Raw genomic sequence first — 12789 nt, 5'->3', positions numbered from 1 at the left:
AATTTATTGAAAAGAGCACAGAAAGTAAATATTTTAGAAGCTATTAGTCAGAAAATTTAAAAAACAAGTAAAGATTTTAAAAAACAAGTAAATTTTATTTCTTTATAATTCGAAATGTAAGCAACAATTTAACAAGGAGGAGTAATTTATGAAGAGAATGAAAGTGTTTTTATTTTTAGCGCTTATGACTGTCGTTATTTTGCAAGCTTGTTCGACTGCAAGTAACAATAGTACAGAGGGATCCAAGGAAGGATCAAAAAGTGTTGGAGGGGAACTTATCGTATTAAGAGCTTCAGATGCTACTAGTCTTGACCCGCACTTTATAACGGATATTCCTTCAGCAAATATTATTCATGGTAAAGTCTATGAAACGTTAGTAGCTTTTGATAGAGATCGAAAAATTGTTCCGTTACTAGCAAAATCATGGGAGCAAAAGGACGAGTTAACGTGGACATTTACTTTAAATGAAGGCATTAAGTTTCATGATGGTGAAGATTTTAATGCAGAGGCTGTAAAAGCGACATTCAATCGAATTTTAGATCCAGCGACAGGTTCACCACAACGCGATAAGCTATCTATGATTAGCGAAGTTGTTGTTGATGATACGTATGTTGTGACATTAAAATTAAAAAATCCTTATGCACCGCTTCTTTCTATTTTAGCGAGCCAAGAAGGTAGCATTATTAGCCCGAAAGCAATTACGGGATCAGCAGATCAACTTGCGACAAATCCAGTCGGTACGGGTCCATTTACTTTTGAGTCTTGGAAATCAGGTCAAGCAATTACATTAAATACAAATAAGGATTATTGGGGTACAGTACCGAAGATTGATAAAGTGACATTTAAAATCGTACCTGAAGATTCAACACGTCTAGCTATGATTGAAAGCGGTGAAGCGCATATTGCCGACCAAGTACCAGTGACGGATATCGCCAGAATTGAAAATTCTTCAACAATGAATTTATTCCGCACAGAAGGACTAGCAGTTGAGTTTATTGGCTTTAATGTGAAAGATTCATTATTATCAAATGTCAAAGTACGTCAGGCTATTAGCTATGCAGTTGACCGCGAGGCAATTATTAGCGGAATTTATAATAATGTTGGCACACTTGCAAATTCAGCAATGAGTCCAAAGGTTATTGGTTATTCAAGTGAAACGAAGGCATATGATTATGATGTTGTAAAGGCGAAGCAACTGTTAAAAGAGGCAGGAATTAAAGAAGGTACTAAAATCAAATTACTGACAAGTGATCGCAAAGAACGCATTAATATGGCAGAGGTTGTGCAATCTCAATTAAAAGGGATTGGTTTAGATGTTGAGATTCAAGTAATGGAATATGGTGCATTTATTTCAGAGATCACGAAAGAACAGCATCAAATATTTATTAGTGGCTGGGGTAATGCTACTGGTGACGCTGATTATAACCAATACAATCTGTTCCATACAGCTTCAATGGGCGCACCAGGAAATCACTTCTATTATAGTAATCCAGAAATTGATAAATTAATAGAAGAAGGACGTACTGAATCAGACCAAGCTACTCGTAATGATATCTACAAAAAAGCGATGCAATTAGAGCTAGATGAAGCAGTATATATTCCTGTTCGAAATTACGAGCATTTAGCAGTTTATAGTAATGCAGTAAAGGGCTTTTGGTTAGATGCATCAAATTACACAATGGTTAGCGGAGTGGAAATTGTCCAGTAAGTGCAGTCGTTGTACCTGTTTAATGAAACAAACATCAAAATACTAATTAGGAGAGTAAACTATGAGCACACTATTGCTAAAAAATGTGAGATTGGAAGAAGCTTTTGAACATGAAAAAGAGCACATTGTTGCAACTCGTACCGCTATTTATGATGTCCTAATTGAAGATGGACATGTAAAAAAGGTAGATAAAAATATAGTTGTGACCGAAGATATTGAGGTGTTGGATGCACAACATCAATTATTAGTACCTTCCTTCCGCGAAATGCATATTCATATCGATAAAACGTATTTTGGTGGTGAATGGCAAGCGCCTAGACCAATTACAAAAGGAATATTAACACGTATTGAGGAAGAGCAGACACTTTTACCGAAGCAATTGCCGACCGCGGCTTATCGTGCCGAGGAGATGGTGAAATGGCTTATTGCACAGGGGCATACACATATTCGTTCCCATTGTAATGTTGATCCACAAATTGGCACAAAGCATATAGAAATTACAAAGCAAGTTTTAGAAAAATATAAGGAACAAATTACGTATGATATTGTTGCTTTTCCACAGCATGGCCTTCTTCGTTCAAATGTAGAAGGATTAATTCGAGAGGCAATGACAATGGGGGCAACGTTAGTTGGAGGTGTTGATCCATCAATTGTTGATCGCAATATTGAAAAATCACTTCAAACAACAATGCAAATTGCACAAGATTATAATGCTGGTATCGATATTCATATTCATACAGCCAATACATTGGGAGAATTTGAGTTTTATAAACTGATTGATTTGACAAAGCAGGCCAAAAAAGAGGGACAAGTGACAATTAGTCATGCGATGGCACTGGCTGATTTAGCGCAGCCACAACTAGAAAATTTAGTACAAGCAATGGCTTCTGTCCAAATGGATGTGACAACAACGGTACCAATTGCTATTAATCGTTCAACAATCCCGATTCCATATTTATATGAAAAAGGGGTTAAGGTTTCAGTAGGGCATGATAGTTTAACAGATCATTGGTCCCCATATGGCACAGGCAACACAATTACAAAATTAAATGTTATGGCTGAAAGATTCCGTTTCATGGATGAATATTCTTTAAGTCGTGCATGGAAATATGCTTCTGGCGGTATAACACCTTTGAATGATGAGGGTGAGCGTGTATGGCCAAAGGCTGGTGATGTTGCTAATATGCTGCTAGTAGATGGCGTTAGTACGGCACATGTTGTAGCTAGAAGATGTCCAATCTCTACAGTCATTTCACAAGGCAAAATTATTCACCAGCAGGAAGTAGGAGAGTTGAAAGGAGAATTCAGATGAAGCAGTGGCTTACAAACGTTCTACTTGAAACAGGCGAGTATATAAAAGATAATGATACAGTTGGTACAAAGGTTGAGCTTTTCAATATTGAAATTACTGGAGGTTTAATTTCGCAAATTATTCCAGCAACACAAGCAATCGATGCGTCGCAAAACGTTACAGATATGAAGGGCAAGCTCCTTTTACCTGCTTTTAAGGAAATGCATAATCATTTAGATAAAACATATTTATCATTACCTTGGAAGGCAGTAATACCTTCGAAAAATTTAAAAGATCGTTTGGCGCATGAAGCGAGAGAGCTACCGATTTTAGCGAATACGGGAAAACAACGAGCTGTCGCTATGATAGAAAAAATTATTAATAACGGTACCAATCATATTCGTACGCATGTCAATATTGATCCATATATAGGGTTGAAAAATTTAGAGGGTGTATTAGCGGCGTTAGATGATTATAAAGATATTGTAACAGCCGAGGTAATCGCTTTTCCGCAGCATGGCTTACTAAGAGATAATGTGCCACAGTTACTACGTGAGGCATTACGCAACGGGGCTACAATGATTGGTGGACTTGATCCGGCTGGAATCGATAATACTATTGAGCGTTCTCTATACGAAACAATGGATATTGCCCATGAATTTAATGTCGATGTTGATATTCATTTACATGATGGCGGTCACGTTGGCTACTATACAATAGATAAATGGCTTGATATAGTCGAAGAGACAAATTACCAAGGCAGAACAGCCATAAGTCATGCCTTTGCATTAGGTGATGTTTCTATAATGGAGCAACATAATATTGCAAATCGTCTTGCGCAGCAACAGGTGAAAATCATGTCTACAGTGCCATATAATATCAATCGTGTGATGCCACCAATTGATTTACTATCAGAGCATGGAGTCGATGTGCATTTTGGTTGTGATGGGTTTTTTGATTCATGGAGCCCATATGGTTCTGGAGATATTTTAGAAAAAGTAACGTCTTTTGCAGACATTTCTCGAAAACTAGATGAACGTTCCATACGTCAAACATTGAAATACATTACAAATGGTATTACGCCATTAGATACAAATGGTCAGAAGGTTTGGCCAAATATTAACGATGAAGCGAGTTTCGTATTTTTTGACGCAGTATCAAGCGCTGAAGTCATTGCAAGAAGACCTTTAGATCGTACTGTCATGTCTAAAGGAAAATTTATTCGATAAACATATTGGAGAGGCATACCGAATTGTGCCGTGCTAATAATAAAATTATCCCCCTTAAATAATTTTATATAGACGAAAATCCACTTACATTCCTATGCTGAAGTATCGCTTTCTTGGTGATAGCGATACTTGGCAAAGGAAGGCGAAGCGGTTTTTTTAATTTGTAGCAAATGTTTTAACAATGGGGTTCAAACTCCGTCTGAATCAAGAAAAAGTCTCGCCGTAATTACGCCGAGATGTAAATATCATTTTCATGTGAGAAGGAGCAATAAATGAAACAACTAACAACATACATGATTTTATTTAGCTGTGTATTTTTTTGGGCTAGTAACTTTATTATTGGTGCTATTTTAATTCATCATTGGGAACCTATTGTGATTTCCATTTACAGACTTATTGTAATTGTTCTATTTTTAGGGTGTATAAGTTGGCGATCTATCACCCATTTATCCGTTACGCACCGCGATATTTTATTATTAATTGTAGCTGGCATTTTAGGTGTTGCGATTAATCACTATAGTTTTTATGCAAGTCTTCAGCATACAACTCCAATAACAGCAGCTCTCATATTAGCTTGTGCACCGATTGTTACGTCATTACTTAATAAAATAATCTATAAAGAATATCGAAACAGTATTTTTTGGATTGGTGCTATTATTTCATTAGTTGGCGTTTCGATGATAATTACAAAAGGCGCATTTATTGGCATTTCAATTGGTAAAGGTGAAATTTTAAGCTTGATTACGATGTTAAGTTTTGCCCTGTTCCTAATTATTGTAAATGACCTTAGCGCCAGAATGTCAGCGGCGGCTATTACTTTTTATACAAATTTAATTGGCCTAATTGTTCTCATGCCATTCGGAACATCTATAGTAGCCCAAAAGAATATGCAAGTGGCATTTCCATATTGGTTACTGCTAATCGTTTCAGCCATCATTATTCATGGAATTAGTAATTTAATGTGGAATAGAAAAATGAAAGAAATAGGGTCGACAAATGCATCGCTTTTGTTAAATTTTGAACCAGCTATTGCGATGATTCTAAGTGCTGTTATTTTAAATCAGCTGCCAACTAGCATTCAAATTTACGGTTCTTTGTTGATTCTTTTAGGAATTATTCTTTGTATTTACTATAAAGAAATAAAGGGTCTAGTTTATAAATAAAAAGTATTGCCACGGTGGATATTCGCTACGGGCGGGCGCTTTCCGCGGGCACATCGTAAGCCACAACCGTCGCAGTCGCGCCGTTTGTTGCGTCTTACGCTGCGTGCGTTCCCACAGGAGTCGCCCGCCCTTCGCTCCAATCCACTAAAAATTGTTTGAGTACCTGGCACTAAGTATGGGCACTAAGTATATGTATCTGGCATAATACTTGCTACTAAAGCGTAAAAATCCACTTCGCTTCCGCTGGCACATACGTAAGCCGCAGGAGTCTGCGTGGATTTTTACTTGGATTTTGAGTGCCTGGCACTTTTGTAGGTACTTGGCACTAAAAATTACTGCGTATCTTTTTTATGCAATGTGTAATTTAGAAACAGTATATATATTATAGGAAGGAAAACGGTTGTGATAGCGATACCCAACCAATTAAAATGTAGCCATATTGGACTGAGTAACGTACTTCCACAAGCAACACCAATATAATAAGAAAAACGAGATACAGGCTTGCCGCACTGCCTTTTTGGTGGATAGCTGTACGACTAAAGGTTGCTGATGGTAAGGCATGGGCGATGAAAAAGCCTAAACATGCAATACAAAGTCCTACAATTACGATAATGAGTGAATCGCTTAATGTTAGAATTATTCCACTAACTAATGAAAACACCCCAGATGTTCGAACGCGATTAATGTCTTATATTAGCGAATAGATTGATAGCCAATCAATGGGATTTGCGCTAGGGGGACGATTGGTCGTCTGCTAATGGGCTAAAAACCGATGCTCCTCCTAAACTAATAATAATCTGCTAAAATTGACGATCTTGAATGGAATACCTTGTTATGTCATTGACCATAAGGAAGCCCTTACTTCATTTGCTCTGGTAACCAAAGCGACAATTGTGGTAGTACAACTACGATAGCTAAGAACACAATCATTAAAATAATAAATGGAATAACCCCTTTGACAACTTCTCCAAGTTTTTCCTTCGCAATACCACTTACCACGAAAAGATTCAGACCTACTGGAGGTGTAATCATACCTAATTCCATATTGATTGTCATAATAATTGCAAAGTGAATAAGGTTGATATCGAAATGGGCAAGAATTGGTAGCAAAATTGGTAATGTAATTAAAATAATTGAAACGGCTTCTAAGAACATACCCATAATAAAGAATAAAACATTCACGACAATCATGAAAATCCATTTGTTTAAATCACTTTCTGCAATCCAAGCACCAACTTGCTGAGGAACTTGTGCGTTCGTTAAATATAAACCGAATAGTGAAGCTGCACCGATAATTAAGAAAATCATCGCTGTAATATTAATGGACTCTACTAATACTTCACGAAAATCTTTTAACTTCATTTCACGATAAATGAATAGTGATACTAATAAACCATAAAATACGGCAATAACAGCTGACTCAGTAGGTGTTACAACACCAGAATAGATAGTTCCTAAAATTAAGAATGGTAAGAAACCACCCCAAATGGCTTTTAATGATTTACGGCCACGCTCTTCCCAAGAGGCAGGCTCATCTCCTTTGAAACCATTGCGCTTTGCATAAAAAATAGCAGCAACAATCAAAATGCCTGTTAACGCAAGACCAGGAATAACACCAGCCATGAACAATTCACCAATGGATTGTTCGGATGTAATACCATAAATGATTAAAGGAACACTTGGAGGAATTAAAATTCCTAGCGTACCACCAGCTGCAACAAGTCCCATTGAGTAACGCTTTTTATAGCCCGCAGAAATCATTGCAGGAACCATAATTGAACCGATTGCAGCGGCAGTTGCAGGTGAAGAACCTGAAATCGCTGCGAAAATAGCACAGGCAACGATTGTTACGACTGCAAGTCCTCCAGGCAGGTGACCTATCCAAGCACGTAATGCTTCTATTAAATATTTAGAAATTCCACCACGTGCCATGAGCACACCAGCAAGAACGAATCCTGGAATGGCCATCATCGGGAATGAATCTAGCGCTGTAAAAATTCGCTGTGGAATCATATTCATATTAAAGTCGATTTGGAAGAACACTAAAATCGTTGAAAGTGCTAAGCTAACTGCGACAGGTACACGTAAAAATAATAAAACAAAGAAACTAAGTAAGAGGATTAGCATATTCTTCGTCCTTTCCTCGTATAATATTGACTAATCTTTCAACGAATCTTAGTAAAAATAAAACGCCCGAAATCGGCAGTACTAAGTAGACAACCCACATTGGAATGCCGATATCAAGTGAAACCATGCCTGATGTATAGCGATTCTCAACTAATACAAAACCATAGTACGTATAAATTAAACAAAATACGATACTTAAACATGTTGCGACTAAATCTAAAATTCGTTTATTTGACGGTTTTAATTTATCGTATAAAATATCTACTTGGATATGCTGATTGTGACGAAGAGCTAAACCAAAGCCAAGAAACGTTCCCCAAATAATTGCGTAACGTGCTAATTCCTCTACCCAAGCTTGAGGTTCGTTAAAAATATAACGCATCATTACACCGTAGAAGATTAGTGCAATACCAGCTACGAAAAAGAATCCAGCAAGGATTTCCTCTAAATAGCCCCATACTTTATGTAAAACATTCATCCTGATGCCTCCTTAAAATATAAGATGATAAGATTTTTCTTATATAACGTAAAACAAGATTGTAAGCGATTTACTTTAAGAAAAAGAGTGAGTGTCGATTACTTATCGACACTCAGTTTAAGAACTTATTTTAAATCACGAATACCGTTAATTAATTCTTCCGTAATAGCCTTACCGAACTCTTCGTAAACCGGCTCAAGCTCAGCTTTAATTGCATCTTTTTGAGCAGTTGTTAATTCAATTACTTCAATACCAGAGTTCTTAATGTTTTCAAATGATTTTGCATTTTCCTCAGAAGCTAATTCCCAAGCTAAAGTTGTAGCTTCTGCTAAAGAATCCTCAACTGCTTTCAATAAATCAGCAGGGATCTTTTCCCAAAATGGTTTGTTAACAAAGATTGCATAGTCAAGACGGCCATGTTCAGATACTGAGAAGTACTTTTGAACTTCTTGGTATTTTTGTGTATCGAAGTTGTTGAATGTGTTTTCTTGTCCATCAACAGTTCCTTGTTGAAGAGCAGCGTATGTTTCACCGAATGAAATCGTAGCTGAACCAGCATGTAACGCTTTAAATTGTGCTTCAAGTACTTTACCTGCCTGTGCACGGAATTTTAAACCTTTGAAATCTTCAACATTGACAAGTGGATGTTTGTTATTAGAGAAATGTTTAAAGCCATTTTCCCAGAATACTAATCCTTTAATATCATTTGCCGCTAATTGATCTGATTCAAGAATTGTTTTTGCTACATCAGATTCAAAGAATTTACGAGCATGCTCTTCATCTTCAAAAAGGTAAGGCATGTCCACGTACTGCCAACGAGGGTCAATTTTCACCATTTTAGTAACAGATGGTGCAATCATATGTACGTTTCCTGATACTAATGCATCAAGCTCGTCATTATCGCCATATAATTGAGAAGATGGATAAACTTCGACTTTTACTTTACCTTCTGTTTTCTCATCCACTAATTTTGCAAAAGCTTCAGAAGCTTTCCCCTTAACACTATCGATTGATGTAACGTGAGAAAATTTAATCACAAGTGGTTTTTCTTTTGTATAGCCACCATCTCCATCAGCTGCTGGAGCAGAAGCTGGTTCTTTTTTATCGCCACCACATGCAGCTAATGCTAGAACAAGCACAGCCATAAGTGACATTAAAAGCCATTTTTTCATTTCAAATCCCCCTTAAAGTTTTGATTATAGTTAAAAGGATCCCCTTTAAACCCAAATTAGTGACGTGGTTGGTTTTTTGGCAGCGCAAGTATGTATTTCTTGCTATAACTTTTAGCGTAATAGTCATAGACTGGTTCAAATGCTGACTCCCATTTCTCAACATCATCAGCTGTGAAATAATGAATATTGATGCAATTACAAGCTTCCATTTCTTGCAGACGTTCTGCTGTAAGATTTTCTGCAAGTTGCCATTCCCATTCCTGTACTTCTGCAAGTGTATCGATAAGCAATGTTTGAACATCCTTCGGTAAGGACTGCCAATATTCATTGTTCATGAGTAGTAAATAACCTAAATAACCATGATTACTAATTGTTAAGTAGTCTTGAAGGGAATGTAGATTTTTACTAGTAATATTCGTGAGTGTATTTTCTTGTCCATCTACATTACCTTTTTGTAGTTGATGGAAAACGGTGTTGAAATCTATTCTCTTTGGATAGGCGCCAACACTAGAAAACTGCTCTGCTAAAATATCACTTGGCATAATGCGCATGCGTAAGTTTTTCAAGTCAGTGATATCTTGAATAGGGCGGATACTATTACTAAACTGCTTAAACCCGCTATCCCAAACCCCGATTGAAAACAAATTATGGTCATTTAATTTCTTCATTAAAGATTGACCAACATCACTATCAACGTATGTATGCACTTCTTCGGCATTTTTAAATGCATAGGGTAAGTCCATCACGGACCACTCAGGTACGAGCGTTGTAATTTTTGAAATAGCTGGTGCGATCATCTGAATATCTCCACGTAAAAGTGCATTCATTTCTTCACCATCTTTATAAAGAACCCCATTTGGAAAGACCTGAATTTCTACATGACCATTACTGCGCTGTTTAATGAGTTCGGCAAATTTAATTGCCGCCATTCCTTTTGGTGTGTTTTCACCAACTACATGTGAAAATCGAATGACAATTTGTTCTTCATGGCTTAACTGCTCATTATCAGTAGGATAATCTTGTTGCTGGCAGGAAACTAACATAACTGTCAGTAAAATGAGAACGCTAACAAATTGCTTGTTAATATGATTGCGCCACATACAAATTCACCTCTAATCTATTTAAGATGTGAACGCTTCTTATTCTATTGTAAATATTAAAATACACAATATTATGGTTTTAATGAACATTTTGGTATTTATGGTATATAACAATTTATTATTTTGAAAAACTGTTACAAAACAGCTGCTATGCTATTTTAGTGAATACTATGAGAATTGCTTCTATATAAAGAAAGAATCTGCTAGTCTTCTATGGGAAATGAAAGCAAGCAAGGTGTGGTAGGCAAAGTGTATACAGATGCCTGTTGCTTTCCCATGAAAATTGAGCAGATTCTTGGTATTAGGCTATTATTGGAAGTCAGGAAAATAGAGCGATAATATACCAATTTATAATTATTTAATAGAATAGTATTTAGTTGGCCGTCCTACAGTCCCATATTTTAATTCAATATGCACTGTTCCTTTTGTAGCTAAAAAGTCTAAATACTTTCGTACAGTTACTCTTGCCATTCCGACATTTTGTGCAAGCTGTTCAGAAGTAATCGGTGCTTGATGTGTCGTTAAGTAACCTAAAATTTGCTCCATTGTAATGTTATTCAAGCCTTTTGGAAGTTCTAATATTTCATGCTGAATACCCAACCATTGATCGATATCCTCTTGGTTAATAGTAGTTGTACTTAGTAAATTTTTTGTAGAGTTTTTATATTGTAGCAAAGCCCTTTCAAAGCGATCAAAACGAAATGGCTTTATAAGGTAATCGATTGCACCAAGTCGAAGGGACTCTTGTACAGTGGGTGCATCTCGAGCCGCTGTAATCATAATAATATCTGATGGAATACGCTGTGCTCGAATTTTTAAAAACAATTCCATTCCTGTCATATCTGGTAAGAACATATCAAGTAAAATAAGGTTCGGTTTTTGAATAATGATTTTTTCATATGCATCACGTCCATTGACTGCTTCTCCTATGAGTTGAAAGCCGCTCATTTTATTCAAAAAGCCTTTGTTTACCTCAAGCACCATTGGATCATCTTCTACGATAAAAACTGTGATTTTGCTCATTGTTCTTCTGTCACCCCTATATTAATTGTAATTGTTGTGCCAATATGCACATTGGATTCTACTTGAATCGTGCCATTATTGGATTCGACAATTTGTTTGACAAGTGCAAGTCCAATGCCATGTCCTTCTTTTTGCTTCGTACTAAATCCGTAATCAAAAATTCGTTGGGGTATGCCTTCAATACCTTTACCACTGTCTTGTACTTCTATAATTAAATAATGCTTATCACCAATGATTGTTAAGTGAACATCCTTGTGTTCACATTCAAAGCAAGCTTCCATTGCATTGTCCAATAAGTTGCCAATGATTGTAATAATATCGCCACTCGATAAGCCACTCATAAAATCAACAAGATTGGATTCTTCATCAATTGTGAGTTCAACGCCTAGCTCCTTAGCGCGTGAGTATTTGCCCAGTAATAAGCCTTGAATTGAATAATCCTGAAATTTATCATGTAAGCTTTGGATTAGTTCCTCTTCATCCGTTATTTCATCAATAATGAGGCTTAAAGCATCGTCATTGCGCTCCAATTGTATAAGACCAGCAATACTATGGAGTCGGTTCATGTATTCGTGTTGTTGTGCGCGCAAGGAATCGACGAGCATTTTAATACCTGTTAATTCTTCAGCAAGCATATTTGCCTCTTTTCTGTCAGTTAACATGATAAGATAGCCAGCATTTTGTTCCATAATACGAATGGGAAATGTCCGAACTAAATACATTTGCTCGTACATTAAAAGTGGTCGATAGACCTCATGCTGTTGAATGGTGTCTTCAGCAAGCCATGTGTCTTTAAACAAAGTTTTTCTAGAAACTTTATGTCCAAAGTAATGCGTATACTGACGCGCCAAACGGTTAATAAATGTTACGGTTCCACTTTCGTCTGTAGCTAAAATACCTATATCCATCGCTTGAATAATACCTGAACGTTCTTCCACTAAACGAGCGATTTCGTAGGGTTCTAAGTTAAAGGTTTGACGTTTTAAATGGTTAGCAACCCAAACAGATCCACCTAACCCTATTGCTAGCCCACCAAAAAGGGATACTAATATATCAAATTGATATTCGTCTAGGAGGTCATACCATTTTGGCGCTAGTAGCCCAACGGTAATAACACCGACTTGCTTTGTGCCTTCCTCGTTCATAATAGGTACGAATGCTCGTATGGAATAACCAAGTACACCACGTGCCTTAGATATGTATTCATGCTGTGAAAAAGCTTCTATTTCGTCGCCACCTTCAAAAACGGTACCAAGCTTACTTTCAGAAGGATGTGAATAACGAATGCGTTTCATATCGATGATGACAATATAATCAACATCTGTTGTTAATCGAATGCGTTCAGCAATCGGCTGAATAATTTCAAATCCCTCTTTAGTACCTACGTTTTTTTGTACTTCAGTAAGCTGAGAAACAGTTCTTGCTATTGCTATTGCACGGGCTCCAAATTCCTTTTCTAAAGCGCCGGCTAAATTATGAATCATAATTGCCCCACTCG

Annotated in this window: 11 protein-coding genes; 4 read left to right on the top strand and 7 right to left on the bottom strand. The window is 36.8% G+C overall.

Going from position 1 to position 12789, the window contains the following annotated elements; all coding sequences use genetic code 11:
- Window positions 1-148 precede the first annotated feature (148 nt).
- The 4 genes from ACIQXJ_RS14445 to ACIQXJ_RS14430 all read left to right on the top strand — a co-directional run bounded on the left by ACIQXJ_RS14445 (window position 149) and on the right by ACIQXJ_RS14430 (window position 5391).
- Window positions 149-1708, top strand: coding sequence for a glutathione ABC transporter substrate-binding protein (locus tag ACIQXJ_RS14445; protein WP_403054707.1), 1560 nt, complete (start codon window positions 149-151; stop codon window positions 1706-1708).
- A gap of 61 nt (window positions 1709-1769) precedes the next feature.
- Complete coding sequence (locus ACIQXJ_RS14440) at window positions 1770-3020, top strand: amidohydrolase family protein (protein ID WP_403054705.1); 1251 nt, start codon at window positions 1770-1772, stop codon at window positions 3018-3020.
- Window positions 3017-4228 (top strand): amidohydrolase, encoded by a 1212-nt coding sequence (locus ACIQXJ_RS14435; RefSeq protein WP_403054703.1) that lies wholly within the window; start codon window positions 3017-3019, stop codon window positions 4226-4228. Before ACIQXJ_RS14440 ends, ACIQXJ_RS14435 begins: the two co-directional genes overlap by 4 nt.
- 272 nt (window positions 4229-4500) lie before the next feature.
- Window positions 4501-5391, top strand: coding sequence for a DMT family transporter (locus tag ACIQXJ_RS14430; RefSeq protein WP_403054701.1), 891 nt, complete (start codon window positions 4501-4503; stop codon window positions 5389-5391).
- 382 nt (window positions 5392-5773) lie between these two features.
- Here the strand turns inward: ACIQXJ_RS14430 and ACIQXJ_RS14425 are convergent, their stop codons facing one another.
- The 7 genes from ACIQXJ_RS14425 to ACIQXJ_RS14395 all read right to left on the bottom strand — a co-directional run bounded on the left by ACIQXJ_RS14425 (window position 5774) and on the right by ACIQXJ_RS14395 (window position 12775).
- On the bottom strand, window positions 5774-6052 hold the full coding sequence (locus ACIQXJ_RS14425) for a hypothetical protein (RefSeq protein WP_403054699.1): 279 nt from the start codon (window positions 6050-6052) through the stop codon (window positions 5774-5776).
- A gap of 197 nt (window positions 6053-6249) precedes the next feature.
- Window positions 6250-7518, bottom strand: a complete 1269-nt coding sequence (locus tag ACIQXJ_RS14420) for a TRAP transporter large permease (RefSeq protein ID WP_401009112.1) — start codon at window positions 7516-7518, stop codon at window positions 6250-6252.
- The gene (locus ACIQXJ_RS14415; RefSeq protein WP_403054696.1) at window positions 7499-7996 is read right to left on the bottom strand and encodes a TRAP transporter small permease; all 498 of its coding nucleotides are present in this window, start codon (window positions 7994-7996) and stop codon (window positions 7499-7501) included. Before ACIQXJ_RS14415 ends, ACIQXJ_RS14420 begins: the two co-directional genes overlap by 20 nt.
- Window positions 7997-8121: 125 nt before the next feature.
- Window positions 8122-9168, bottom strand: coding sequence for a DctP family TRAP transporter solute-binding subunit (locus ACIQXJ_RS14410; protein WP_403054694.1), 1047 nt, complete (start codon window positions 9166-9168; stop codon window positions 8122-8124).
- Window positions 9169-9224: 56 nt separating this feature from the next.
- The gene (locus ACIQXJ_RS14405) at window positions 9225-10268 is read right to left on the bottom strand and encodes a DctP family TRAP transporter solute-binding subunit (RefSeq protein ID WP_403054692.1); all 1044 of its coding nucleotides are present in this window, start codon (window positions 10266-10268) and stop codon (window positions 9225-9227) included.
- Between the two features lie 354 nt (window positions 10269-10622).
- Window positions 10623-11291 carry a response regulator gene (locus tag ACIQXJ_RS14400; protein ID WP_403054690.1) on the bottom strand — a complete coding sequence of 223 codons (669 nt, stop codon included), beginning with the start codon at window positions 11289-11291 and terminating at the stop codon, window positions 10623-10625.
- Window positions 11288-12775 carry an ATP-binding protein gene (locus ACIQXJ_RS14395; protein WP_403054688.1) on the bottom strand — a complete coding sequence of 496 codons (1488 nt, stop codon included), beginning with the start codon at window positions 12773-12775 and terminating at the stop codon, window positions 11288-11290. Before ACIQXJ_RS14395 ends, ACIQXJ_RS14400 begins: the two co-directional genes overlap by 4 nt.
- Window positions 12776-12789 lie beyond the last annotated feature (14 nt).

Source organism: Lysinibacillus sp. NPDC097868, from assembly GCF_044761135.1.
In the GTDB taxonomy this organism is placed as follows: Bacteria; Bacillota; Bacilli; order Bacillales_A; family Planococcaceae; genus Lysinibacillus.
The sequence above is the reverse complement of the archived record's forward strand: the minus strand, read 5'-3'. Positions and strand labels throughout refer to the sequence as shown.

Bases quoted from the DNA above. Each gene is read 5' to 3' on its own strand.
- ACIQXJ_RS14445 (WP_403054707.1), top strand. From the start codon at position 149: ATGAAGAGAATGAAAGTGTTTTTATTTTTAGCGCTTATGACTGTCGTT.
- ACIQXJ_RS14440 (WP_403054705.1), top strand. From the start codon at position 1,770: ATGAGCACACTATTGCTAAAAAATGTGAGATTGGAAGAAGCTTTTGAA.
- ACIQXJ_RS14435 (WP_403054703.1), top strand. From the start codon at position 3,017: ATGAAGCAGTGGCTTACAAACGTTCTACTTGAAACAGGCGAGTATATA.
- ACIQXJ_RS14430 (WP_403054701.1), top strand. From the start codon at position 4,501: ATGAAACAACTAACAACATACATGATTTTATTTAGCTGTGTATTTTTT.
- ACIQXJ_RS14420 (WP_401009112.1), bottom strand. From the start codon at position 7,518: ATGCTAATCCTCTTACTTAGTTTCTTTGTTTTATTATTTTTACGTGTA.
- ACIQXJ_RS14415 (WP_403054696.1), bottom strand. From the start codon at position 7,996: ATGAATGTTTTACATAAAGTATGGGGCTATTTAGAGGAAATCCTTGCT.
- ACIQXJ_RS14410 (WP_403054694.1), bottom strand. From the start codon at position 9,168: ATGAAAAAATGGCTTTTAATGTCACTTATGGCTGTGCTTGTTCTAGCA.
- ACIQXJ_RS14405 (WP_403054692.1), bottom strand. From the start codon at position 10,268: ATGTGGCGCAATCATATTAACAAGCAATTTGTTAGCGTTCTCATTTTA.
- ACIQXJ_RS14400 (WP_403054690.1), bottom strand. From the start codon at position 11,291: ATGAGCAAAATCACAGTTTTTATCGTAGAAGATGATCCAATGGTGCTT.
- ACIQXJ_RS14395 (WP_403054688.1), bottom strand. From the start codon at position 12,775: ATGATTCATAATTTAGCCGGCGCTTTAGAAAAGGAATTTGGAGCCCGT.